At 72.8% G+C, this 25,353-nt stretch carries 21 protein-coding genes; 11 read left to right on the forward strand and 10 right to left on the reverse strand.

Features of this window, described 5'->3' with window-relative positions:
- Positions 1-224: 224 nt before the first annotated feature.
- The 8 genes from HS041_RS03645 (at position 225) to HS041_RS03680 (ending at position 9,088) form a co-directional block, all read left to right on the forward strand.
- A complete protein-coding gene (locus HS041_RS03645) occupies positions 225-1,253 on the forward strand; it encodes a 3-oxoacyl-ACP synthase III family protein (protein WP_196439093.1) in 1,029 nt (342 codons plus the stop codon).
- Positions 1,253-1,984 (forward strand): glycosyltransferase family 2 protein, encoded by a 732-nt coding sequence (locus tag HS041_RS03650; RefSeq protein ID WP_196439094.1) that lies wholly within the window; start codon positions 1,253-1,255, stop codon positions 1,982-1,984. The genes HS041_RS03645 and HS041_RS03650 overlap by 1 nt, the downstream gene beginning before the upstream one ends.
- On the forward strand, positions 1,981-3,213 hold the full coding sequence (locus tag HS041_RS03655) for a cytochrome P450 (protein WP_230878402.1): 1,233 nt from the start codon (positions 1,981-1,983) through the stop codon (positions 3,211-3,213). Before HS041_RS03650 ends, HS041_RS03655 begins: the two co-directional genes overlap by 4 nt.
- Positions 3,214-3,244: 31 nt before the next feature.
- On the forward strand, positions 3,245-4,717 hold the full coding sequence (locus HS041_RS03660; RefSeq protein ID WP_196439095.1) for a class I adenylate-forming enzyme family protein: 1,473 nt from the start codon (positions 3,245-3,247) through the stop codon (positions 4,715-4,717).
- On the forward strand, positions 4,714-5,751 hold the full coding sequence (locus HS041_RS03665; RefSeq protein WP_196439096.1) for an NAD-dependent epimerase/dehydratase family protein: 1,038 nt from the start codon (positions 4,714-4,716) through the stop codon (positions 5,749-5,751). Before HS041_RS03660 ends, HS041_RS03665 begins: the two co-directional genes overlap by 4 nt.
- 178 nt (positions 5,752-5,929) lie before the next feature.
- Positions 5,930-7,330, forward strand: coding sequence for an LCP family protein (locus HS041_RS03670; RefSeq protein WP_196439097.1), 1,401 nt, complete (start codon positions 5,930-5,932; stop codon positions 7,328-7,330).
- 342 nt (positions 7,331-7,672) lie between these two features.
- Positions 7,673-8,638: an ATP-binding protein gene (locus HS041_RS03675; RefSeq protein ID WP_196439098.1), complete on the forward strand. Its 966-nt coding sequence runs from the start codon at positions 7,673-7,675 to the stop codon at positions 8,636-8,638.
- Between the two features lie 63 nt (positions 8,639-8,701).
- On the forward strand, positions 8,702-9,088 hold the full coding sequence (locus HS041_RS03680) for an SCO5389 family protein (RefSeq protein ID WP_196439099.1): 387 nt from the start codon (positions 8,702-8,704) through the stop codon (positions 9,086-9,088).
- Between the two features lie 137 nt (positions 9,089-9,225).
- On the opposite strand, the gene HS041_RS03685 is transcribed toward HS041_RS03680, so the two are convergent.
- The 10 genes from HS041_RS03685 to HS041_RS03730 form a co-directional block, all read right to left on the reverse strand.
- Positions 9,226-10,248, reverse strand: a complete 1,023-nt coding sequence (locus HS041_RS03685) for a TIGR04500 family putative peptide maturation system protein (protein ID WP_196439100.1) — start codon at positions 10,246-10,248, stop codon at positions 9,226-9,228.
- 12 nt (positions 10,249-10,260) lie between these two features.
- Positions 10,261-11,223 (reverse strand): MvdC/MvdD family ATP grasp protein, encoded by a 963-nt coding sequence (locus HS041_RS03690; RefSeq protein WP_196439101.1) that lies wholly within the window; start codon positions 11,221-11,223, stop codon positions 10,261-10,263.
- 109 nt (positions 11,224-11,332) lie between these two features.
- On the reverse strand, positions 11,333-11,500 hold the full coding sequence (locus tag HS041_RS03695) for a hypothetical protein (protein WP_196439102.1): 168 nt from the start codon (positions 11,498-11,500) through the stop codon (positions 11,333-11,335).
- Positions 11,501-11,701: 201 nt separating this feature from the next.
- Positions 11,702-12,847: a TIGR04500 family putative peptide maturation system protein gene (locus HS041_RS03700; protein WP_196439103.1), complete on the reverse strand. Its 1,146-nt coding sequence runs from the start codon at positions 12,845-12,847 to the stop codon at positions 11,702-11,704.
- Between the two features lie 3 nt (positions 12,848-12,850).
- A complete protein-coding gene (locus HS041_RS03705) occupies positions 12,851-13,978 on the reverse strand; it encodes an MvdC/MvdD family ATP grasp protein (RefSeq protein WP_230878403.1) in 1,128 nt (375 codons plus the stop codon).
- Positions 13,979-14,167: 189 nt separating this feature from the next.
- Positions 14,168-14,317: a hypothetical protein gene (locus tag HS041_RS03710; protein WP_196439104.1), complete on the reverse strand. Its 150-nt coding sequence runs from the start codon at positions 14,315-14,317 to the stop codon at positions 14,168-14,170.
- A 147-nt stretch (positions 14,318-14,464) separates the two neighbouring features.
- Positions 14,465-16,675, reverse strand: coding sequence for a peptidase domain-containing ABC transporter (locus HS041_RS39910; RefSeq protein WP_307845159.1), 2,211 nt, complete (start codon positions 16,673-16,675; stop codon positions 14,465-14,467).
- Between the two features lie 58 nt (positions 16,676-16,733).
- The gene (locus HS041_RS03720; RefSeq protein ID WP_196439105.1) at positions 16,734-17,837 is read right to left on the reverse strand and encodes an LLM class flavin-dependent oxidoreductase; all 1,104 of its coding nucleotides are present in this window, start codon (positions 17,835-17,837) and stop codon (positions 16,734-16,736) included.
- Between the two features lie 5 nt (positions 17,838-17,842).
- Entirely contained in the window at positions 17,843-18,511 is a 669-nt protein-coding gene (gene rnhB, locus HS041_RS03725; protein ID WP_196439106.1) for a ribonuclease HII, read from the reverse strand.
- Positions 18,512-18,551: 40 nt separating this feature from the next.
- A complete protein-coding gene (locus HS041_RS03730) occupies positions 18,552-19,523 on the reverse strand; it encodes a LysR family transcriptional regulator (RefSeq protein ID WP_196439107.1) in 972 nt (323 codons plus the stop codon).
- A 95-nt stretch (positions 19,524-19,618) separates the two neighbouring features.
- Here HS041_RS03730 and HS041_RS03735 point away from each other — a divergent pair, with 95 nt between their 5' ends.
- From HS041_RS03735 to HS041_RS03745, 3 genes are all read left to right on the forward strand, one after another.
- On the forward strand, positions 19,619-20,893 hold the full coding sequence (locus HS041_RS03735) for a pyridoxal phosphate-dependent aminotransferase (RefSeq protein WP_196439108.1): 1,275 nt from the start codon (positions 19,619-19,621) through the stop codon (positions 20,891-20,893).
- A gap of 201 nt (positions 20,894-21,094) precedes the next feature.
- Entirely contained in the window at positions 21,095-21,739 is a 645-nt protein-coding gene (locus HS041_RS03740; protein WP_196439109.1) for a GNAT family N-acetyltransferase, read from the forward strand.
- A 296-nt stretch (positions 21,740-22,035) separates the two neighbouring features.
- A complete protein-coding gene (locus HS041_RS03745) occupies positions 22,036-25,032 on the forward strand; it encodes an AfsR/SARP family transcriptional regulator (protein ID WP_196439110.1) in 2,997 nt (998 codons plus the stop codon).
- Positions 25,033-25,353: the final 321 nt, after the last annotated feature.

Raw genomic sequence — 25,353 nt, forward strand, 5'->3', positions numbered from 1 at the left:
TCTCACCGCCTCCTCCCCTCCCATCCGATCCGGGACGCTCCCGGCGTGCGCCGTCCGTCCCGCAGCCGGCTCCGCAGGACCGCCGGCGTGGCGGTCCCCCTCGTGTCGCTGCCGGCCCTTGAGATCTTCTCCGCGCTGACTAGGACAAATGCCCTACCTTTGGGTACATTGCGCGAGCATGAAGAGACTTCTCCGGCTTTAGCCGGACACATCTAGGGGGCGCGATGAAGGCCCGTATCACGGGCGTCGCGACGTATCTGCCCGAGCGGACGCTGACCAGCGCAGAGGTGGAGCACCGGATCGAGGGATACGTCCCCCACCGGGGAATCGTCGAGCGGATGACGGGGATCCGCCGGCGGCACGTGGCGCGTGACGGCCAGCAGGCGTCGGACTTGGCGGTGGCGGCGGTGCGCCGGCTGGACCGCGACGACCGGGACGGTGCGGGCCGGGACGGCATGGGCTCGGGCGGTCGCGGCGGCGAAGCCGGGGGCTACGCCGACGCCGACCTGCTGATCTTCGCCTCGGCCTCGCAGGACATGGTCGAACCCGCCACCGCGCACATCGTGGCGGCCAAGCTCGGTCTGTCGTGCCCGGTGTTCGACGTCAAGAACGCCTGCAACAGCATGCTCAACGGCATCCAGGTCGCAGAGGCGCTGATCCTCTCCGGCGCGCACCGCAAGGTGCTGGTCTGCTCCGGCGAGACCCCGTCGCGGGCGATCCGGTGGCAGGTCAGGGACCGGGCGCAGTTCGTCGACTCCTTCGCCGGATACACGCTCTCCGACAGCGGGGCGGCCGTCCTGGTCACCGCGGACGACGAGCGTGGGATCTTCTACCGGGACTTCTCCGCCGACTCCACCGCCTGGGCGATCGGCACCCTGCCGGGCGGCGGTTCCGCGCACCCGCGCGACCCCGAGTACTCCTACTTCCAGGGGGACGGGCGGCGGCTGAAGGAGGCCTTCGAGCGGATCGGCCCCGACATCTTCCTCAACGCCCTCAAGCACACCGGGCTGAGCTGGGACGACTTCGCGGTGGTGGCGGTACACCAGGTGGCCCTGCCGTACCTGCGCTTCCTGGCCGAGGTGCTGGACATCCCGGAGGAGAAGCTGGTGGTCAGCCTCCCCGAGCACGGCAACTGCGCCTCGGCCACGCTCCCGCTCCAGCTCGCGCTGGGCGCCTGGCGGCCCGGCGACCGGGTGGCCCTGCTCGGTCTGGGCGGCGGGATCAGCATGGGCGTGATGCTGGCGGAGATGTGATGGACCTCTGGGTGATCATTCCCGCCTACAACGAGGCCGCGAGCGTCGCCGCGACGCTGCGGGCCCTGGCGGCGCAGGACGACCGCGACTTCACGCTGGTCGTGGTGGACAACGCGAGCACCGACGGCACCGCCGAGGTCGTCCGGGAGCACGGCGTCACGGTGATCTCGGAGCCCCGCAAGGGCACCGGCGCCGCCGCCGACACCGGCGTGCGGTACGCCATCGCGAACGGCGCGACCCACATCGCCAGGACCGACGCCGACTGCCTGCCCCGCCCCGACTGGGTGCGCAACATCCGCCGCGCCTTCGGCGACGGCCTAGAGATGGTGGGCGGACGGCTGCGGCCCCGGACCGACGAGTTCCCGCTGAAGTTCTGGGAGCGCAGGTTCATCCCGGCCGTGGTCCAGGTGGCCGCGACCTTCGGCCGCTTCCGGCCGGGGAACCGCGACCCGCTCTACAAGGGCCCTTACGTGATGATGCCCGGCTGCACGCTGGCGATCACCGCGGACCTCTACGAGCGCGCCGGAGGCTTCCCGAGGACCGCGATCGAGGAGGTCCACGAGGACCGCGCGCTCGTCAACCGGGTCCGTAAGATCACCTCCTCGTACGGCTCCCGCCGCGACGTGGTCGTCTTCGGCTCCGTGCGACGGCTGCGGGCGTACGGCCTGGCGGGCACCCTGGCCTGGTACGCCGACCACCGCTACCGCCCCGACGTGATCGACGTCCGATGACCTTCCCCGCGCTGGACCACGAGGCCCGGCTCTACCTGGCCGCGCATCCGTTCGCCTACCCGCTGATGCGGCTGCTGGCCCGGCTCGGCCCGGTGGTACGGGTGCCCGGCATGGGCGTGGTGGTCAACGACGCCGCCGTGGCGCGCGCCGTACTGACCGACGAGCGGTTCCGCAAGGACGGCCCGGGCTCGCCCGGCGACCTGTGGACACCGGTGCTGGGACCGTCGGTGCTGCTCAACATGGAGGGCCCCGGGCACCTGGCGCTGCGCAGGAAGCTGATGCCGCTGTTCACCCCCGGCCACGTCGCGGACCTGGTGGCGGAAGTGCTGCGAGAGCCGCTGGCGGCGCTGGACGCGCGGCTGGCGCGCGGCGAGACCGTCGACCTGGTGGACGTCATGCGGGTGATGGCCGGGGCGGTGATCTGCCGGACGATCGGGCTGGGCGGCGGATCGGGTCCCGGATCGGGCGGCGTCTCCGAGGAGCGGGCCAGGGAGCTGTTCGCCGAGGGGGAACGGGTCGTCTCGATGGTCTCGCTGCGGTCCCGGCGGCTCTCGGACCGGCAGGTGGCGGTCGCCCGGCGGGTGCTCGACCGGATCGGGGACATCGCCCAGGCCGCCTACGAGGCCGGGGACGAGTCCACGATCATGGGCCGGATGCGGGGGCTGGGCCTGTCCGCGGCCGAGGCGAGGGGCGCGGCGGGCGCGTTCTTCCTGACCGGCACCGAGACGGTCGCCACCTTCGTCCCCCGTCTGGTCGCGCTGATCCACGACCACGGCACGGCCGTGGACGACCTGGACCGGGTGATCGACGAGGCCATGCGGGTCACCACCCCGACGCCGGTGATGCTGCGCTCGGTGGCGGCCCCCGCGCTGATCCGCGGGAACGGCGAGATCCGGGCAGACGGGGAGGTCCGCGCGGCCGATGAGGGGAGCGGCGCCGCGAAGATCCGTGAGGTGGCGGTACGGCCCGGTGACCGGGTGCTGATCGTCACCCACAACTGCGCCCGCGCCCACGGCCCCTTCGACCCGTCCCGGCCGCACCCGCCCGAGCTGCGCCGGCTCTGGTTCGGCGCCGGCCCGCACTTCTGCATCGGTTACCCCCTCGCCCTGGCCGAGATCCGCGCGGTGGCGTCCGTACTGCTCTCCCACCGCGTCCGGGTCGTACGGCGCCGCGCGGCCAGGGGGGTCCTCATCCCCACCTACGAGCACCTCTGGATCACCGCCTCCTGACCCCCGACCCCTGCGGACTGGACTTCCTCGCATGAACGACATCATCACCGGGATCATGGCGACCGCCGGCCGGGAGCCAGGCCGGACCGCGATCGTCGACGGCCGGGGCCACGAGCTCGCCTACCGCGAGCTGGCCCGCCGGGTGGACGCCGTCCGCGCCGCCATGGACGGTCTGCGACCGGGGGACGGGGTGCTGTTCGCGGTACGGCCCGGCGTGGAGGCGGTCGTGGCGGCGCTGGGGGCGGTGGCGGCGGGCGGGATGCTCGTGCTCGCCGATCCGGGGCTGGCCCCCGGCGTGCTGGCCGCCCGGATGGCCGCCACCCGGCCGGGGTGGGTGGTGGCGGAGTCCCTGCTGTACACCCTGAGCGGCCCGCTGAAGGGCCTGGCCCGCCGGCGCGGCCTGCTCCTGCCCCACCTCCGCGACCCCCTGCCCGGCCACCCCGTCCGCCACCTCCGCACCGGCCCGTGGCTGCCGGGGGTCCCGCGCGGCGCGCTGCGGCTGGACCGCCTCCCCGGTGCTCCGGCCGGCCACGCCTCCGCGCCCCCGCAGGAGGACCGGCCCGCGGCAGTGATCTTCACGTCGGGGACCACGGCCAGCCCGCGCGGAGTGGTGCACACCAGGGGATCACTGGCCGCGGGGCTGGAGCTGTTCAGAGGTGCGTTCCCGCTGGAGCCGGGCGACGTCGTCCACACCGACCAGCTGATGCTCGGCCTGCCCGCGCTGATGGCCGGGGCCGCCTGGTCGCTCCCGGGTCGCGGGCCTGTGGTGGAGGAGCTGGCGGCACGGCGGGCCACCCACACGTTCGCCGTCCCGGTGCAGCTCGACCGGCTGCTCCGCCGTACGCCCAGATTGCCCGGGACGCTGCGTCACCTGCTGCTCGGCTCGGCTCCCGCGCCGGCCGGGGTGCTGCGCCGGGCGGTCGAGGCCGGGCCCGAGGTGCTCTCGGTCTACGCGATGACCGAGGCGCTGCCCATCGCGATCGCCTCGGCGGAGGAGAAGCTCGCCCACGCCTCGGGGGACCTGCTCGGCGCGCCCCTGCCCGGAGTGGGCGTCCGGGTCGCCGGCGACGGCGAGCTGTTCGTCTCCGGGCCGCACGTCGCCCCGCGCTACCTCGGCGAGGACCCGCTGCGCGAGGTCGCCACCGGTGACCTGGTCCGGATCGAGGACGGCCGCCTGGTGCTGCTCGGCCGGAAGAAGGACATGATCCTCCGCGACGGGTTCAACATCTATCCCGGCCTCTACGAGCCGGCGATCACCGCGCTGCCCGGCGTCGCCGAGGCCGCGATCGTCGGCCTGGCCGACCCGGCGACCGGGGACGAGGAGGTCGTGCTCGCGATCGTTCCCACCGGCGACTACGACGAGACCCTCCTGCGCAAGGTGCTGCCGGACCTCGTGGACGCCGCCGCCCTTCCCGACCGGATCGTCGCCCTCGACGCCTTCCCCCGTTCGGGCCGCGCCGACAAGCTCGACCGCGCCGCCCTCCGCTCCCGGGTGGCGCGATGAGGCTCGCGGTGACGGGCGCCTCGGGGTTCGTGGGCGGGGCCGTCTGCCGGGCGGCCCGGGCCAGGGGCTGGCGGGTGCACGCGTTCGGGCGGCGCGGGCGGGTGGAGCCCGACCACGTCGGCGGCGCGCCGTACACCTCGTGGGACCTGCTCTCCGAACGGCCCGCGCTGCCCGAGGTGGACGCCGTCGTCCACTGCGCGGGGAGCGTCACCGACTGGGGGCCGCCGCAGGAGATCTGGGCGGCCAACGTGACCGGCACCCGGAACGCGGCGGAGGCGTTCCCCGGCGCCCGGTTCGTGCACGTGAGCACGGCCAGCGTCTACGACCCGCTGCGGCCGACCGTGCTGGCCCGCGAGGACCAGGCCCCGGTGGCGCGGTACGTCAACGCCTACGGCGCGTCCAAGGCCGCGGCGGAGCGGGCCGCGGCGCACGCGGCGCGGGGGCGGGCGGTCGTCCTCCGGCCGCACGCGATCTACGGCCCCGGGGACACGACCCTGCTCCCCCGGGTCCTCGGGGCGGTCAGGGGACGGAGGCTCCTCGCGGTGGGCGACGGCAGGCAGCGGATCAGCCTGACCTCGGTCGGCAACCTGGCCGGGGCATGCCTGCTCGCCGCCACGGCGTCTCTCGACGGCCTCCTCGACGTGGTCCCCGGCGAAGACGGCGCGGGTCCCGGTGAGGGACGCGGCGGGGGTTCCGGTGTCTTCGGCGAGGGTCGCGGCGTCCTCGATGTGAGTCACCGCGTCTTCAACGTGACCGACGCCGAGCCGGTCCTCCTGGACGACGCCCTGCGCGCGATCCTCAAGGAGAGAAGGATCGACGCGGAGCCGTACTACCTGCCGCTGAGGCTGGTGGAACCCGCCGCCGCCGCCGCGGAGGCGGTCTTCGGACTGCTCCGGCGGACGGACCCGCCCCGGCTCACCCGGTACGCCGCCGGTCACCTGGCGGTCGAGCGCACGTTGGACATCACCGCCGCCCGGGAGAGGCTCGGCTACCGGCCCGGGGCGACCTCGTTCGCGGGCGCGGCGGGCTGGTGACCGCCTCCGCCTCGGTCGCCGGAGCCCCGGCCGCCGCACCGGGAGGGGGCTCCGGCCGCCGTACCCGCCGACGTCCGGCCTGACCGCGCAGCGCGCCGGACGAGCCATATGGCACGACCAGGCAGAAACCGTTACTAGCCTGTGACGGTCGATTCGGCGGCCGGGGAATGTAGGAGAGATGGCAGGTAGCGGAGGTCGTCCTGGAGTCGGATCGGGTCTGGCGCTCACGTTCGGTTCGGCGGTGCTGTGGGGCCTGGCCCATCTGTGCACCGGCCGCCGCCGGACGGGCGCCCTGCTGATGGCGGCCGACCTGACGCTGGTCACCGCGGGCGTGACCGCGCTCCTCACGGCCAGGCCCTTCCTGCTCGGCCTGGCCGTGCAACCCGGCTGGCTCACGGTCTTCAGCGCCGTCGCGCTGCTGTTCGCGCTCGCCACCGTGGCCGTGGTCATCCGCTCCTACCAGCTCGTCCGGCCCAGGCCGCTGACCGGGGCCGCCCACTACCTCTCCACCGCCGCGGTCGGCCTGCTGTGCGTGCTGGTGGTCACCCCGATGGCCTACGCCGCCCGGCTCGCCTACGTCTCCCAGAACGTGATGGCCTCGGTCTTCGGCACCAGCTCCACCCCCGTCCCCGCGGACCCGTGGCGGGGACGGGAGCGGATCAACATCCTGCTGATCGGCGGCGACGCGGCCCCCAGCCGCGCCGGGGTGCGCACCGACAGCATCACCGTGGCGAGCGTGGACACCCGCACCGGGAAGACCCTCCTGTTCGGCCTGCCCCGGAACCTGCAGCGCGTCCCGATGCCGATCGGCCCGGCGCGCGACCGCTTCCCCTACGGATTCGGGGGCGAGCCTCCGCTCACCCCGGCGATCCTCAACGAGGTCTGGCAGTACGCCGAGGACCACCCCGAGATCGTCCCGGGTGTCGTCACGGGCGAGCGCGGTCCCGCGCTGCTGAAGAAGACGGTCGGCGGCATCCTCGGACTCGACGTCGCCCACTACGCGATGGTCGACATGCGGGGCTTCGCCAGGATCGTGGACGCGCTGGGCGGCGTGCGGATCACCGTCCGGGAGCCCATCGTGTACGGCAGGCGCAACGAGGGCCTGATCCAGGCCGGCACGCGCACGCTCTCCGGCGAGGAGGCGCTCTGGTACGGCAGGTCCCGCACCTACAGCAGCGACTACGTCCGGATGAGCCGTCAGAAGTGCCTGATGAACGCACTCGCCAAGCAGGCCGATCCGGTGAGGGTGATCAGGAGCTTCGAGCGGCTGGCCACCGCGACGGCGAACGCGGTCTCCACCGACATCCCGCAGGAGCTGCTGCCCGCGCTGGTCGGCCTGGCGGGCAAGGTGAGGGGCGCGGAGATCGAGAGCCTCCAGTTCGTCCCGCCGATGATCGACACCAATGACCCCGACTACGACCTGATCAAGGAGAAGGTCACCGCGGCCCTGGCGGGCAGGCCCGCCGCCAAGCCCGCGACCGCCACCCGCCGGAGCCCGGTCCCGGCCGCCCCCGGTGCCCCGGCCGGCGCCTCCGCCTCCCCTCAGGAGACCGTCGCGCTCGGTGCGACCTGCGGCTGACTGCGGGCGCACCGCACGGATCCGCCGGACGGGCACCGGCCCGGCGCCTTCACCGTGCGGGACGGGCGGCCCGTGGGCGGGATCGGCGAGCGGTCCGCCCGTCGCCGGAATCCGCCATATCGTGACCGCACCCCCAGGCCGGTATGCCTTTGCGGGCGATTCGGGCCTTGGCGATCGACCTCACCTTCCCGACAATCTGAGTCAACTGCTCTGACAGCAGGAGCCGAGACCCGCGACACGCGGGCCGATTGTCCCGTACCGGAACCCCGAGACCACCGACCGTGGCATGATGGCCACGCACAGAGGTTGCAATGATTTTCATAATCAGATTGGATCGTCGTCGTGAGAGTGGCATTCGTCGGCAAGGGCGGCAGCGGCAAGACGACTCTGTCGGCGCTGTTCGCGAGGCACACAGCGAGTCAGGGCGGACCGGTCGTCGCGGTCGACGCCGACATCAACCAGCACCTGGGCATGGTCCTGGGGGTCGAGGAGAGCGCGCTGCCCCGCCCGATGGGCTCCCACCTGGCCGAGATCAAGGAATATCTGCGCGGCGACAATCCCCGGATCCCCTCCGCCGCCGCCATGGTCAAGACCACTCCGCCGGGCCGCGGCTCCCGCCTGCTCTCCCTGGACCCGGGTGACGACCCGATCCACTCCCGGTTCGCCGTCACCACCCCCGAGGGCCTCCGGCTCATGGTCACCGGCCCGTTCGGCGAGGACGACCTCGGCGTGGCCTGCTACCACTCCAAGGTCGGCGCGGTCGAGCTCTACCTCAACCACCTCGTCGACGGCCACGGCGAGTACGTCGTGGTGGACATGACCGCAGGAGCCGACTCCTTCGCCTCCGGCCTGTTCACCCGCTTCGACATGACCTTCCTGGTCGCCGAGCCGACCCGGCAGGGTGTCGGCGTCTACCGGCAGTACCGCGACTACGCGGCCGACTACGGCGTTCCCATCGCCGTCGTCGGCAACAAGGTGCACGGCCCCGGCGACGTCGCCTTCCTGCGCGAGCACGTCGGCGACGACCTGCTGGTCTGCATGGAGCACTCGCCCGCCGTACGCGCCATGGAGCAGGGCCGCCCGTTCACCCTGGACGACCTCGAACCCGCCAACGCCGAGGCCCTCTCGGTGCTTCTGAAGCACATCGACGCCCAGGAGAAGGACTGGGAGAGGTTCGGCCGTCAGGCCGCCGAGTTCCACCTCCGCAACGCGGAGGCCTGGGCGAACAAGGCCACCGGAGAGGACCTGGCCGCCCAGATCGACCCCGGTTTCACCTTCGGGCCCACGCGAGTGTCGCTCCAGCGCTAGATGGAGCGGCCACCGGCCCCGATCTACTGTCTGAATGATCACCTTTTGAGAGGAGAACGCAGCATGTCGCTGACCGTTTCGAACGATCTTCTCGACCAGGCGAGGGCTGGTGAGGTGGACGACGCGGCGTTCGTCGCCTGCGTCCGTGACTCCCTGCCCTACGCCTGGTCGCTGATCAACGACCTGGTCCACGAGCGTGCGCGCACCGGCGCCGAGTTCGCCGACAACACCGTTCCCCCGCCGGACGAGGCCGCCCGCGGCCAGCTCCTGCGCTGCCTGGCCAGCGACTCCATGCGCGGCGCCCTGGAGCGCCACTTCGGCGTGAAGCTGGCCTTCCAGAACTGCCACCGGGTCGCGGTCTTCGACCCGGCCGCGACCAGGGCCCACGCCGAGTTCGTCACCGCCAGGTCCCAGATCCTCAACCAGTCCCCCGAACTCGTCGACTGCTGACCCGCCCGGACCGGCACCCGGGGCCCCTGGCGCAATGAGCTCGAGGCGACGCGGCAGATCGCGGCGCAACGGAGATCATTGTGTCGGGGGCGTCGGAGCATGATTCCACGCACGATTCCACTGAGGCCTGCCCGCCGTCACGCCTGCCAGTGCCAATCTATCTTCGCGGCGGACCTCTGCCGGGCCAGCCATTCCCGGAACGCCATCCGCCCGGCCGCGGCCACCGCGTCCGGATCGTCCGTTCCGCCGCTCCGGCGACGGCGCAGCTGGCCCAGGAGCAGTGAACCGCCGTGCCCGACCGGACCCGTGATCGCTCCGGTTGGAAGATCCCGCAGCGGCTCGGGGAGTTCCATGGCCATGCCTGTCAGCGCCCGCACGCTGACGTCCCGCGGGAACCCGTCCAGGAGGCCGGGGAGGCAGGCGGCGAGATCGCCCGCAGCCTCGGCGTCCTTCCGCAGCCTTTCCAGTGCCTGCTCGTCCGGGCTCTCCACCCAGACCGCGGAGACCTGGTCGAAATCCGCACGACGGTCTTTGAGATAGCCGGGGCCCAGCCGGCTCTCCAGCCGGCGCCGTACCCGGGCGAGCCGGGCCGCCGTCTCCACGTTGGCCTCGAACCCCGGCATGCCGAGGCCGTTCTCCTCCAGCCACGCCAGTGTGGCCTCCCTGCTGTGCAGCCCGAACACACGCCGGAAGTCGTCGGCGGCGGCCTGCAGCTCCGCGGAGGTCGGCGCCTCCTCCTCGGTGCCGACCATCTCCATCAGCAGGCAGTGGTCGACGAGGCGGTCACGGATGTCGGGATACCTGCCGCCTAGAGTCCTGAGCGCGTCGAGCGCGCGAGGGTAGGAGAGGTCGTAGCCGTTCACGGTGACGACGAGGTGCGCGGCCCAGTGCGTCGAGTGGTCGATGCCCCACGGCACGCCGTCGTCCGCCTGCGTGGCCAGGGCCACGGTGCCGCCACGCGGATGCTCCAGCAGCAGGTCGTAGTCGACCACCGGACTGCCGGGCCTGGTGTCGACCACGAGCTGCGGGGCGCACTCGGGCAGCGACGCCGCCCACTCCGCCACCGCCGAACGGGCCTCGGCGACGCCGCCCCGCCTGCGCGGCAGCTCGCGCAGCAGTTCGACCGCCGAGGCCAGGGTCTTCTCCCAGAGTTGTGTCATGAGGGCTCCTCCTTATGCCGGGGCGGTGAGCCAGTCCGCGATGGCGCGCGCGATCGGCAGGCCGGTCCACTGCTCGATCCACCCCCACTGGCCGTTCGGGTTGATCTCGAGGAAGACGTACTCGCCCTGCGGGGTCAGGATGAAGTCGATCGCACCGAAGCTGAGCCCGAACGACCGGAGCAGGGCCAGGCACCTGTCGGCGACCTCCGGCGGCAGGGCGTGGATCCGGTAGGGGATCCTGTCGTCCTCGAAGTGGCGCCAGTCCTGGCGCGTCGACCGCGCCGACTGGGAGTCGATCTCCACGGCGAAGATCCGGTCTCCCACGACGGTGACCCGCAGCTCCAGAGACTTGGGGACATTCGGCTGGAGGATCACGGGCGACGTCCCGATCCGGTGCCGTCCGCGCAGGTGGGCCCGGTGCACGGGTGTGGTGTAGAGGAAGTGGTCCTGCCCGTCCACCGTGAACTCCGACGCGTACTCCGTCTTGGCGATCAGGTTTCCGCCCGCCCGCTCCCAGGCCGGGACGAGTTCCGCCGGGTCGTTCGTCATCACCGTCTCGGGGATGACGAAACCGAGCTCCGCGGCGCGCGTGAGATGCACGATCTTGTTCTCGGCGATCAGGACGTCCCGCGTCCGTCCCGGAAGCCGCCGGCCGGGCAGAACCTCCACCAGGCCGGTGACGAAGGTCCGGGAGGTGAGCTCCACCCACCGGCGGTGGTCGGGCCCGACCGTCCCGGAGGCGCGGGGAAGGCCCGGCCGCCGGTCCCAGATCGCGGTGACCTCGGACAGGTCGTGCTGCCGGCCGTCCACGCACAGCAGGAGATCATCGAGACCGGCGGTGAACCGGGCGGTGACGCGCGCGTCGGCGGGGAAGGCGGCCGGATCGAACCACAGGTGCGCCGCGCCGCTCCGCTCCAGGTGATCGAGGACGAAGGGAACGGTCCCGTCCCCCGGCTCGCTCAGGATCAGAATCACTCAGGATCAGCCTCATCCGGTACAAGAGGACGCCGGAAGGAGGGGAGCCCTCCTTCCGGCGCCTTCGGATCATCGACCCCTGTCCGGGGTCACCGTCCCCCGATCAGGATCAGGTGAGGACGGCCCCGGCCGGGTCGGACTGGCCTCCCCGCCGCGCGGTGGAGTAGATGGGGCCCTTGGGCTCGCTCATCTTCCCCCCGGTGACGATCGCGAGCGCGTCGTCGGTGAGGATCTCCGCCTCGGGAAGGTCTTCGATCCGGAACGAGGAGGTTGCCATTGCGGCTCCTTCTTTTCGGGTGATTACGACGGCTCCGAACATAAAGATCGTTTCTTGCAGGAGACTTGGAAGCGGAAGGTCGCCTCCTGCAAGGATCTTGGAAGTCGGTGGTACGGCCGGGGCCGGCTGATCGGGCCGCGCGGACCGGGGAACCTCGGCGAGACCGGCGGCGGATCGGCTTCGGACGCAGCCTCATGGAGATCAGCCCCCGGCGGCCGAGGCCCGCAGGGCCTGGTTGAGCGCGGAGGTCCGGGGGACGGTTCCCCAGAGCCACTCCAGCTCGGCCTCCGCCCGCCGGTCCGCCAGCCATCGGGTGAACAGCCCGCTCTCGATGTCCCGGCGCGTGGCCTGGTCCAGCTCCGCGGGCCGTACCTCCAGCACCTCGACGATCGAGGGTTCGTGCTCCAGGGGTCCGAGCAGGTCGCCCGCGCGGGCGCCGGCCGCGGCGGGCCCGAGATCCCGGCGGCGCACCCGCTCCACCCGGACGTCGGCGCCGTGCTCCAGCACCTCGGCGGCCATCGGCGCCAGCGCGTTCGCCTCGGTTCCTCCCCGATCCGCGTCGCCCTGCCCGGGACCCGCGCCGTCCTGCGCCCGCTCCGTTCCGGGGTCGTCCTGCCCGGCGGACCCCCGGTGTGCGCCCGCGCGCCGCACGACCGCCGCGCGGGCCGCCTCGTGGTCGGCGTACCGTGAGCGCAGCACGCACAACGCGTCCCAGCCGCCGGGATCGGCGGCGAACGCCGCCTCGACGTCCGGGCCCACCACCCGGGTGCGCAGCCGCGCGACCGCCGCCTCCCCGGCGACGACCTCCTCCAGCCGGGCCTGGTCGATGCCCCGCTCCGCCATCCACGCGCGGGTGGCCTCGGCGGTGAGCAGGCCCCGCGCCCGGCGGAAGGCGTCGACGGCCTCCTGCAGCTCGGCGGGGGACAACTCGACGGGGTCGCTCTCCAGTTCCCGGTCCACCAGGCTGGCGTTGACCAGCCGGGTCGCCGGCACCGTGTCGGTCCACAGCACCTCCAGCAGCGCCATCGCCTGCTCCATGGTGACCTCCGCCCCGTCGACGCGCAGGAGGACCTGCTCGCTGGCGTGGTGGGCACCGCGCAGCGGCCACGGCAGGGCGCGATCGGGGGCGAAGGCGAGCGACACGGTGCCGCCCTCGACCGGGATCAGCATGTCGTAGTGGACAGGACCCGCCGGGGAGTCCCGCTGCCACACCAGGCGCATCGGCACGCCGGGGTGCTCCCGCCGGAACTCGGCGGTCATCCGCCGGGCGAGGTCGGGCTCCTCGTCGCGGAGCCGGTGCAGGTGGGCCAGCACGTCGGACAGCAGGCGGCCGGAAGGCAGGGACACGGGTCAGACTCCTCCGAGGAGAAGGTCGCAGATCGCCTCGCTGATCGGCAGACCCGTGAGGTCCTCGATCCACAACCACTGGGCATTGGGATTGATCTCCAGGAAGACGTGGCGGCCGTCGGGGGTGAGGATCAGGTCGATCGCCCCGTAGGCCAGCTCCAAGCGGTCCATCAGAACCAGGCAGAGGGCGGCCACCTCGTCGGGCAACTCGTGCGGGCGGTGCGGCGTGACCGTGGTGTCGTAGCGCCGCCAGTCGAGACCGGTCCGGTTGCTCTCCTGGGAATGGATCTCGGCGGCGAAGATCCGGCGGCCGACGACGGTGACGCGCAACTCGACCCGCTTGGACACCACCTCCTGGACGATGACCGGGCAGAAGCGCAGCCCGTCGGCGTAGGCCACATCCCTGGACGAGACCTGCTCGCACAGCCGGTGCACGAAGAGGTCGCCGCCCACGCCCTCGATGAACGGCATGTTGAGCGCTTTGGTGACGATGCGTCCGTCGTGCCGGTCGTGAAAGTCCAGGAACGTCTCCGGATCAGTGGTGATCACCGTTTCGGGTACGGCGAAGCCGAGACGGGCTGCCAGGGCGAGCTGCGCGGTCTTGTCACCGGCCCGGCGGAAGACGGACTCGCGTGCGGGCACCTGGTGGCACGGCAGGCCTTCCCACAGACCCGTCACCAGGCTCTGGCACTCCGCCGCGACGTATCCGGCCACGGCGGGGTCGGTGAGTCCGGGGTGCGGACGCGGACGGGACGGCCTGCGCCACCACAGGGCTGTGACGGTGCCGAGGTCGACGGTCCCGTCCCCCGTGCGGAGGAGGCGCCTGACCGCGCCGTCCGGCGTGTAGCCGAGTTCCACCGCGGCGGCGACGGGGAAGCTCCCGGGGTCGAAGACGGTGACGCGGGCGCCCCGGCCGGCCAGGAGTGCGGTGACGCGGTCGGCGTGCGCGTCGTCGTCACCGGTGAGGACGAGGACATGGGGCGCGGGGGGAGGGCTTCCCGGGACGGGGACCGGGGACGGAGACCGCAGGAGGGCCGGGGGCGTGGGGGACGACGGGAACGGAGGGGGAGGCGACGGTGGAGGGGTGAGCGGGGCTGAAGCCGCGGAGCGCGGAGAGGAAGGCGGGGTCATCGTGCTTCCTTGGTCGTGATCGGCGTGCCGGATGTCCCGGATGTCCCGGAAGACGGATCCGCCCACGGGGCGGCGTCGCAACCCCGTGGGCGGTCGTGGTGGCCGGAGACTCGGCCTGCGTTCCGGCGGAGCCGCCACCGGATGCCCGGCTCCCGTCCCGGTGGCGCCGGCGCCCGCTCCGACGTGGCCCTACGACCAGTCGTCGTAGACGCTTCCCTTGCAGGTGGTGCGGGCCTCGTTGCGGATGCGCCCGCCGCTGACGCCGCTCAGCTCGCTCTCGTCCAGCTCGGCGCCGACGGCCGAGATGTCGCGCAACTCGGTGCTGTGGATACCGCTCATGATCGCTACTCCTCCTTGGAAGGCCGGGACTTTCACCGGTGATCGTGGTGGGCACGACTTGCAGCCGTCCTGGAGGTCACTGAGATCCACGACCCGGGTCGCCGGCGTCCATCGCGGTCCGCTGGAACCGGCTGCCCGGTCGTGTGGTCACGGCTCGGCCCGCCCGCTCTGGACGGCGATCAGGTGCGCGTAGCGCCCGCCCCAGCGCGTCAGCTCCTCCCGTGTCCCCCACTCGATGACCCGGCCGTGCTCCATGACGAAGATCAGGTCGGCGTCCCAGATCGTGCTCAGCCGGTGGGCGATGACGATGCGGGTCCGGTCGAAGTCGCGCAGACCTGACTCGATCGCCGCCTCGGTCACCGAGTCGAGGCTGCTCGTGGCCTCGTCCAGCAGCAGGATGCGGGGGCCGGACAGCAGAGCGCGGGCCAGGGCCACACGCTGGCGCTGGCCTCCCGACAGCCCCGTCCCGTCGGTCAGCTGCGTGTCGTACCCCATGGGCATGGCGACGATCTCGTCGTGGATGCGTGCCACCCTCGCCGCCGTGGCGACCTGCTCGGCGGTGGCGTCGGGGGCGTTCAGCGCGAGGTTCTCGAAGATCGTCCCGCTGAACAGCACCGGGTCCTGCGGCACGACTCCGAACTGGCGGCGCAGCGCACCCGGATCGAAGCGGGCCGCGGGAACGCCGTCATAGAGGATCTCGCCCTCGCTCGGCTGCAGCAGTCCCAGGATGAGCCGCGCCAGCGTGCTCTTGCCCGATCCCGAGGTGCCGACGAGACCGACCTTCATCCCCGGCCGGATGGTGAGACTCACGTTGCGCACGATCCACGGACCGTGCGGGCTGTAGCGGAAACCCACGTTACGCAGCTCGACTCCGCCGGACAGCGCCGCCTCCACCGGGTCGGACGGAACCGGCTCGGGCGGGGTCTGCCAGATGTCGGCCAGCCGGTCGACATGCGGCCGGACCAGCTGCAGCGCCTGCGCCCCGTCGACGAGCGAGGCCAACGGGGCGAGCGCCGCGGCGGCCAGTGCCTGCAGAGCCAGCATCGCGCCCAGCGTCAGCTCGCCGGACGTGACCTGCCGTACGCCCACCCACAGCAGGGCCAGCGGGGCGGTGAAGCGCACCGCGTCGAGCAGGGCGTCCCGTACCGCCTGCGCTCTGCCACTGCGCCGGACGTGCCATGCCTGGGAGGCGAGCGCCTGGGACCACCGCTGCCGGATGCGCGGTTCGGCGCCGGAGGCCTTGACGCTCTCGATGCCCCGGATGGCCTCGACGAACCTGCTCTGCACCTCCATCCGGGCATCGGTCTCGCGGTGGGCCAGATCACCGATGCGGCGGCGGGTGAGCAGCAGCAGGCCGACCTGCAGGACGGCGAAACCGAGCAACCAGGCCCCCATCACCGGACTCCGCATGCCGACCACGATCATGTATCCCACGGCGAGCGGGCCGTCCAGCAGTGCCACGAACACCTGGCTGGTCATGACCTCCCTGATGAGGGCGGTCCCCATCACCCGGTTGGCCAGGTCGACCGAGCCCCGCAGCGCGAAGAACCGGAACGGGGCGGCGAGCAGTCGCTCACCGGTGTCGCGCATCAGGTCCGTGTCGACCCCGGTCCGCAGGCTCACCAGCGCGAGCCCGCGCACCAGGCCGATCACCGCGTACGCCCCGAACGCCGCCGGCACGCCAACCCCGAGCAGATCCAGCGGCGAGTGATCGCCGCCGTGGGGGAGCACCCGGTCGACGACGGTCTCGGTGATCGCCGGCAGCGCGAACCCGAACGCCTGCACCATGACACTCACGCCGAGCAGGAGGGCGACCAGGGCCCGGCGTCCGGCGAATGCGGTCCGGGTGAGCCGCCGCCACCACCGGCCCTCGGCACTCTCCGGCCGGCGCCGGAACCGGAGTCCGAGCGACCCGCGGCGCGCAGCCGCCCCGCCGTCGGAGCGGAAGCCGTCACCCGGCTCGAAGATGATCACTACACCGGTGAAGTCGCGTGCGAACTCCTCCCGTGTGATCCGTTGCCGGCCGTTCGCCGGATCGACGATCCGGACGTGGTCGCGCTTCAGGGCTTCGACGACGACGTAGTGGTTGCCCCGCCAGTGCACGACCGCGGGCAGCGGAGCGCTCGACATCCCCTCCGCAGGTATGGAGAACGCCCGCGTGGTCAGGCCGTACCGCCGGGCGGCCCTGGTCAGGTCCAGCGCGGACATGCCGTCTCGCCCGACGCCCAGCTCGTCGCTGAGCGCCCGCAGGCCGACGCGGTACCCGTACGCGCCGAGGATCATGGTCAGGCACGCGGCTCCGCACTCGGTGGGCGTGTGCTGGAAAACGACAGGGACTTTACGTCGATTCGGCTTCACGTCCGCTGGAGCATCCCCGATCCGACTTGGAGATGGCTTGGATCACCGCGTCGGGGCTTCAGCGGAGCCGGGGCAGCACCTCGGCTCCGAGCCGCCTGATGTTCTCCAGGGTGCGGGCGTGCTCGCCGGCGCCCTCGACCATGAGGATCAGGTGGCGCAGGCCGGTCGCGGCGGCGGTGCGCTCGATCGAGGCGACGCAGTGGTCCGCCGAGCCGACCGGGTGCGTCGAACACAGAAAGTCGACATAAGCCGAAATATCACGCTGCTGCCGGGGCCGCCCGTCCACCGGCACATACCCCGCCAGGCCGGGCTCCAGCCAGCGCGGCATGCTCGCCTTCAGCTCCCGTACGGCCTGCGCCGTCGAGTCGGCCACGTACCCGACCGCCGCGGCGATGTGCCCCGCGTCTCCCGGCTCCGGAACGGCGTGCTCCGCGGCCCCCGGCCCGCCCGTGATGGCCGTGTCTCCCGGGGCCGCATCTCCCGGAGCCGTGTCTCCCGGGGCCGCGTTCCCCGGAATCGCGTTCTTCGCGGCCCGGTCCGCGTAGGCCCGGAGCATGGCGGCCTTCTCCTCATCTCCGACGTGCATCCCCAGCAGCATCGGCAGGCCCCGGTCCGCGGCCAGCGCCACGGTCTCCGGCGAGGTGCACGCCACCACCGGCCGGAGCCGGGCCGCCGGGACCACGGGCACCTCCCGGAACCGGAAGAACTCCCCGTCCGCCGAGACCGTCTGCCCGTCGTCCCGGTCCAGCGCCGCGCAGAGCAGGTCGAGGGACTCGGCGAAGCCCCGCTCGAACCGGTCGAGCCCGGTCCCGAACACCTCCAGGTCCACCCACGGCCCGCCGCGGCCCACCCCCAGCGCGAACCGCCCGCCGGAGACCCGGTCCAGGACCGCCGCCTGCTCGGCCAGGTCCACCGGGTGCCGGGTGGACAGCACGCTCACCGCCGTCCCCACCCGGATCCGGCTCGTACGGCCCAGCGCCACCCCGGCCAGGGTCGCCGCCGACGGGCACACGCCGTACGACATGAAGTGGTGCTCGGCGATCCACGCGTCGTCGAACCCCGCCTCCTCGGCGACGGCCACCGCCTCCACCGTGTCCTGCAGCACCTGGCCCGGCGACCGCCCCGGGAACCCCGCCGCGACCAGGAAGACGCCGACGCGCACCGGGGCTACCCGAAGAGCCCGAGCTGGCCCGCGCCCGCCGTGGCGTCGCGGTGCTTCCTGAGATGGCGCCAGCGGGGCAGCTTGTCGAGATAGGACCAGGACAGGCGGTGGTGCTCGGTCGGGCCGTGCTCGGCCAGGGCGCGCTGGTGGACCGGGGAGGGATAGCCGGCATTGCTCGCGAAGCCGTACTCCTCGAAGCCGAGGGAGGCCATGTAGGCGTCGCGGCGGACCTTGGCGACCACCGAGGCGGCCGCGACGGAGACGCAGGACAGGTCGCCCTTGATCTCGCACCGGACCTGCCAGGGCGCGCCCAGGTAGTCGTGTTTGCCGTCCAGGATCACCGCGTCCGGCCTGACGGGCAGCTCCGCCAGGGCCCGGCGGGCGGCCCGGCGCAGTGCCTCGGTCATGCCGAGGGCGTCGATCTCCTCGTGGGACGCCTCGCCGTACCCGATCCCGGTGGCCCAGGAGGTGATCTCCGGGACCATGGCGGCACGGCGGGCGGGGGTGAGCATCTTGGAGTCGGTGAGCCCGGCGGGCGGCTCCGACAGATCCGTGACCACCGCGCAGACCGCCACCGGGCCGGCCCAGGCTCCCCGCCCGACCTCGTCGATCCCGGCCACCAGCTTCGACCCGCCGCCGGACAGCAGGCGTTCGAGCGCGTACGAGGGAGGCATGGGCCGAAGTCTACGGCGGCGGCGCGTCCCGGGACCCGGTTCACCGGGCTTCCGGGACCGCAGAGCCCGCAGAGGCCGCGGGGATCGCCGACTCCAGGGCGGTGAGGTCGGCGGCGAGATAGCGGGCGGCGACGTGGATGGCCCGGAGCGTGGCGGCGACCGCGGGACGGTGCACGCTGGAGGCGCGGGCGACGGCGTGCACGTCGCGGCCCGCCGGGCTGCCGGGGATCTCGCGGACGGCGATGCCCCGCACCCCCGCGGCCAGGGCCAGGGCGGGGACCGCCGCGATGCCCACTCCCCTGGCGACCAGGCTGAGGATCGTGCTCAGCCCCTCGAACTCCCACGGCACCGGCTGCGCCCCGCCGACGTCGGCGAGCATGCGGTCGACGGCCACCCGGGAGGGCTCCCCCTCGGGAGTGGCCATCCACGGCTCGTCGCGCAGCTCCGCCAGGTCGACCGGCGCGTCCGGCGAGGCGAGGCGGTGCCTGCGCGGCACCACGAGCACCAGCGGGTCGTGCAGCAGGGGGAAGATCCGCACGGCCGCCGAGGCGTGCATCCGGCCGTACCAGTCGTCCACCAGGGCGATGTCCGCCTCCCCCGACTGGACCTCGCGGAACCCGCGCCCCGACCGGCTCTGCATCATCCGCAGGGTCAGCGAGGTGTGCCGGCGCAGTGATCTGGCCAGCGCGGGGGCGAATGCCACGGCCGCGGTGGGGAAGGCGGTCAGGGCGACTCTGCCGGAAGGGGTGCCCGACTGGGCCGACAGGTCCGACTCGGCGGTCTCCACCATGGCCAGAATGCGCTCGGCATGGGCGACGAGACGGCGCCCGGCGTCGGTCAGCTCGGCGCTGCGGGCTGTCCTGTCGATCAGCACGGCCCCGGCCTCCCGCTCCAGGGCCGCCAGTTGCTGGGAGACCGCCGAAGGGCTGTAGCCCAGCGAGGCGGCGGTGGCGACGATGCTCCCCTTGCGTGCGAACTCGCAGATCAAGGCAAGACGGCGCAGATCGAGCATCAGAGTTCCTTACGCCCACCCACACGATCCGAAGCTTGTCCTGATGCCTTGTACCCCGGATTCTGGGAACGTTCCTAAAAGAGGGAGAAAAATCCATGAACATCACGCTTTCTGCCACTTTGGCGGCAAATGAGGAGATCTCTCGAAGGCGGCGGGCGGGAGAACGGGTGCTGAACCTCGCCTTCGGCGAGGCCGGCCTGCCGGTGCACCCGGCCCTGCGCGAGCGGCTGGCCGCGGCGGCAGGAGAGAACGGGTACGGGCCGGTGGCCGGGCTTGCGGCACTGCGCGAGGCCGCGGCCGGCTACTGGCACCGCCGCGGCCTGCCCACCGACCCCGAGCTGGTGGTCTGCGGCCCCGGGAGCAAGCCCCTGCTGTACGGCCTGCTGCTCGCGATCGGCGGTGACGTCGTGCTGCCGATGCCGAGCTGGGTCAGCTACGCCGCGCAGGCCGAGCTGGCCGGGGCGCGTCCGGTGCTCGTTCCCGCACCCCCCGGCGAGGGAGGCGTGCCGGACCCCGAGCTGGTCGTCTCCGCCGTCCGGCGCGCGCGGGCCCGGGGACGCGACGTGCGCTCGCTGCTGGTCACCCTCCCGGACAACCCCACCGGCACCCTGGCCGCCACCGGCACGGTCAAGAAGATCGCCGACGTCGCCCGCGAGCTCGACCTGACGATCATCTCTGATGAGATCTACCGCGACCTCGTCCACGACCCCGCCTCCGACTTCCTCAGCCCCGCCGTACCGGCCCCCGAACGCACCGTCGTCACCACCGGCCTCAGCAAGAGCCTGGCTCTGGGCGGCTGGCGGATCGGCGTGGCCCGGCTGCCCTCCGCAGAGCTGTGCACCCGGCTGCTCGCGGTGGCCAGCGAGATCTGGTCCAGCCCGGCCGCTCCCGTCCAGCACGCGGCGGCCTACGCCTACACCGAACCCGCCGAGCTGCTCGAAAGGACCGAGCGGAGCAGGCGGCTGCACGGCGCGGTGGCGCGGGCGGTGCACGCGCGGTTCGTCAGGGCCGGCGCCGTGGTGGCCGCGCCCCAGGGGGGGTTCTACCTGTATCCCGACTTCACCGGCCTGGACTTCGCGACCTCCGGCGACCTGGCCGCCCGCCTGCTCGACCGGCACGGCGTCGCGGTGCTCCCCGGACACGTCTTCGGCGACGACCCCGCGGGGCTCCGGGTGCGGGTGGCCACCAGTCTCCTGTACGGCGAGACGGACGAGCGGCGGCTCGCCGCCCTGGACGCCGCCGACCCCCTCTCACTGCCGTGGATCTCGGCCTCGCTCGACCATCTGGGCGACGCTCTCGGCCGCCTGAGCACCGGCTCCGACGCCGGCCGCGGCCGGGGACGGACCGCCTCCGCGAGCACCGCCGCGTGACCCTCCCTGCGAGGCGGTCGGCCGCAGGCATCAGTTGGATAACTTTGCCCGGCAGCCCCCCGCTCCCGAGTCGGGAACGACCCGGCTGAGCTGGGGTTCCATGCCCCATCGGCGCGGACACGGGACACTTTCCCTGATGCTCACAAAGATGTTGTGTGGCATTTGGCATAAGACACGACACTCAGCCCCCATCATGTGCTCATGCCCGCTTTTGTCACCCTGTCCGGGCGCTCCGTGCGCCTGGAACCGCTCAGCCTCGCGGCCGTCGACGACCTCGTCGCCGCGGCGGGTGAAGACCGTACGACGTACACCTTCACCCGCGTTCCCCATGGCCGGGAGGAGATGGTCTCCTACGTGGAGGCCGCTCTGGCTGAGCAGGCGGAGGGCCGCGCGTTGCCCTTCGCCATCCGGTGGCTGCACACCGACCGCATCGTCGGTGCCACCCGTCTCATGAACCTGGAGTACTGGCAGGGCCCCATGCCCTGGCCTCCGGGTGCGCGTGGAGCGGTGGGCGAGGTCCCGTCCGTGGCGGACATCGGTTACACCTGGCTGGCCGCATCGGCCCAGGGCACGGGTGTCAACCGGGAGAGCAAGTTCCTGATGCTCTCGCTCGCCTTCGAGACCTGGCAGGTCCACCGCATCACCCTGAAGGCAGACGTACGGAACGTACGCTCCCGGGTCGCCATCGAGGCCCTCGGCGCACACCTGGACGGTGTGCGACGGGCGGAGAGCCGAGGCGCCGACGACACGGTCCGAGATACCGCGTTCTACTCGATCCTGAGTTCCGAATGGCCGCTCGTGCGAGAACGCCTGCACGCGCGGCTCGGGCTGGTCGAGGCCGCGTAGAACGCCCCCCGTAACTTCACGTCTTCATGGAGCATAAGGCCCACCCGTTTTCTTTCCGGGTGGGCCTTTGTTCATCCCTCGGTCACACATTCGCGGCTGTCCCCACAGCCATCCGGCCGGTCACGACCGCCCCCGTACGGGGCCATGTCCGACATGTCAGAGCATCCCGAACAGAGCTCAACGCCTGATTGACGACCGATCAATGCTCCGGCCCGCGGCAACGCTCGCCTATGGAGCGAGCAATCAAGGATCTATCATTCCGTCGTAAACCTTCCCGTTAGTGCGGAGATTCGGAAATGGCTGTTCAGGGCGGGGAAGCCGGACTGCGCTTCGCGATACTCGGCCCTGTCCAGGCCTGGCGTGACGGTGCCGAGCTGGATCTGGGCACCCCGCTGCAACGCTCCATTCTGGCGATGCTGCTCCTGCGCGAGGGCCGGGCGGTGACTCCGACCGAGATGATCGACGCGGTCTGGGGGGAGGGGGCCCCACCGCGGGCGCTGGGCGCGCTGCGCACATACGTCTCCCGGCTGCGAGCCGTACTCGAACCAGGGCGTTCCCCCCGCACCCGGCCGGAGCTGCTCACCTCCGTGGGCCGGGGCTACGCGCTCCGCATCCCCGGCACCGCCCTCGACCTGGCCCTCTTCGAGAGCAGGATGCAGGAGGCGGAGAAGGCCCGGCGGGCGGGAGACCTCGCCGCGGCCGCCGAGAGCATGCGCGCGGGGCTGGCGCTGTGCACCGGTGAGCCTCTCGCCGGGGCCGTCGGCCCCTACGCCGAGCACCAGCGCGACCGGCTGATCGAACGCCGGATGAGCGTGCTGGAGAGCCTCATGGACCTCGACCTCGAGCTGGGGCGGCACGCCGACGTCGTCTCCGAACTGATCGCGCTGACCGCCGACCACCCGCTCCGCGAGCGGCTGCACGCCCAGCTCATGCTCGCCTACTACCGGTGCGGGCGGCAGGGGGACGCGCTGGCGGTCTTCGCCGACACCCGCCGTGTGCTCGCCGACGAACTGGGCGTCGACCCCGGCCCCGACCTGGCCGCCCTGCATCGGCGCATCCTCGCCGCCGACCCCGACCTCGCCGGCCCGGTACGGCTCGCGCCCCCCTCCCCGGCCGGGGAGACCCCGCTCCCCGCGCCGGAGACGCACGAGCTGCCGCGTCCGGCGCAGCTCCCGGCGGCGGTCGGCGACTTCACCGGCCGCGGGCAGATCATCACCCGGCTGCGCACCCTGCTCTCCACCCAGACCGGCGCCGAGGGCGTGCCGGTGGCCGCCATCTCCGGGATCGGCGGCGTCGGCAAGACGGCCCTGGCGGTGCACGTCGCGCACGCCATGCAGGACCTGTTCCCCGACGGGCAGCTCTACGCCGACCTGCGCGGCTACGGCGAGGAGCCGACCGCGCCGGAGTCGGCGCTGGCGGCGTTCCTGCGCGGGCTGGGCCTGCCCGCCGACGTCATCCCCGACGGGCTGGCCGAACGATCGGCGCTGTTCCGCTCGCTCCTGGCCGACCGGCGGATGCTGGTCCTGCTCGACAACGCCCGTGACGCCGTACAGGTCGCCCACCTGCTGCCCGGCTCGGCCGGGTGCGCCGCGATCGTGACCAGCCGCCACAAGATGGCCGATCTGGCCTCGGCCCGCCTGTTCGACCTGGACGTGATGGAACCGGACGAGGCACTGGCCCTGTTCGGCGCGGTCGCCGGGGCCGAGCGGGTCTCGGCCGAGCGGGCCGCCGCCATGGATGTGGTCGCCGCCTGCGGCTTCCTGCCGCTGGCCGTGCGGATCGTGGCGGCCAGGCTGGCGGCCCGGCCCACCTGGACGGTCGCCTCGCTGGTTCCGCGCCTGGCCGACGAACGCCGCCGCCTGGACGAGATGCGGGTGGGCAACCTCGCTGTGGAGGCGACCTTCGCCCTGGGGTACGGCCAGCTGGAGGAGGCCCAGGGCCGGGCGTTCCGGCTGCTGTCCCTGCCGGGCGGGCCCGACATATCCGTTTCCGCCGCCGCGGCCGTGCTGGACCTGAGTCCGACGGAGACCGAGGACATCCTGGAGTCCCTGGTGGACGCCAGCCTGCTGGAGGCCCCCGCCGCCGGACGATACCGCTTCCACGACCTGCTCAAGCTCTTCGCCCGCCGTACCGCCGAGCGCGGTCCGGACGCAGAGGCGGGCGCCCCGGCGCTGCGCCGGCTGCTCGACTTCTACCTGGCCTCCGCCCAGGCCGCGCACCGGCTCGCCTACGAGGGGAGCGTGGTCGCCGACCGGTTCGCGGTCTCCGGCCCCGGCCGGGCGTTCTCCTCCGCGGACGAGGCCGTGACCTGGCTCTCCGTCGAGGCCGACGCCCTGTTCGCCGCGATCTCCCAGGCGGCGGGCGCCGCGACCGCCGACAGCGCGCTGCTGCCCGCGGCCGACCTGCTGCTGGCCATGGAGCCCCTGCTGGAGTCGGGCAGCCACGGCCGCGAGTTCGATCTGCGCATCCGCGAGGTGCTGGCCGCCGCCCGGCGACTGGAGGCGGCCTCCGCCGAGCTCCGCTGCCGCTACGTGCTCGGCAGGCTGCTGTTCGGCGCGAACCGGTTGACCGAGGCGGAGGAGGAGTTCCGGGCCTCGCTGGAGCTGTCGGCCGGGGGCGACCCGATCGTCGCCGGCGAGACGATGAACGCGCTGGCCGTCGTGGTCGGCCGGCAGCGCCGCCACGTCGAGGCGCTGGCCTGGTTCGACTCGGCTCGCAAGGCGTTCAGGGAGATCGGCGCGCAGGGCGGCGAGGCCCTGACGCTCAGCTACTCCGCCCGCGACCACCTGTTCCTCGGCCAGCCCGAGGAGGCGATCTCCGCCGCCGAGCAGGGCCTGGCGATCTTCAGTGAGATCGGTTCCAGCGCGGGCACCGCGCGGGCCCGCTACCACCTGGGCATGGTGCTGTCGCGGGTCGGGCGCCTGAACGAGGCGGTCCACCATCACGCCGAGTGCCTGGCCTTCTTCCGGGCCGGGAACCAGCGGGTCTGGGAGCAGCGGGTCTGCTCGCGGCTGGCCGAGACGTTCATCGCGGCGGGCCGGTTCGGCGACGCCGTGCGCCACGCGGAACAGGCCCTGGCCGTGAGCCGCGAGATCGGCCATCCGTACGGCGAGGCGCAGGCCCTGTGGGTGCTAGGCCGGGCGCTCGCCGGGCAGGGCAGCACCGGACGCAGCCGGGACTGCCTGCGGCGCGCCCACGACCTCTTCACCCGCCTCGGCGCTCCCGAGGCCGAAGACCTGCGCGCGCTCCTCGACCGGGACCAGGTCGGCGACGGCTCCGAGCCCGTCGTATAGGTCGTCGTCGAGACGCGTCATCCACACATGGTTGATCAACAGGATCCTCTCGGCTGTGTCGACGGCGACGCTGCGCGTCGCGGCTCGGGGGGCTGGTAACCGGCTCCCCGCCCCCGTCACGTCCTCGCTCGTTCCTCGCTGCGGGCGTTCCTCCGTCGGTTCACCGGCGTCTCCGAGCGATGAGGGCGTTCCCGGGACGGTTCACACCACCCTCCGACGGGCTGGGACTGAGGTCCGGCCGAGCGTCGTGGCCACCGCTCGGTGCGTAGGGGGCCCGGGTTCAACCGGTGCACCTCGCGCTGGCTAGCCGCCTCATGTCGA

Origin of the sequence: Planomonospora sp. ID67723 (assembly GCF_015711605.1) — a bacterium.
GTDB lineage: Bacteria > Actinomycetota > Actinomycetes > Streptosporangiales > Streptosporangiaceae > Planomonospora_A.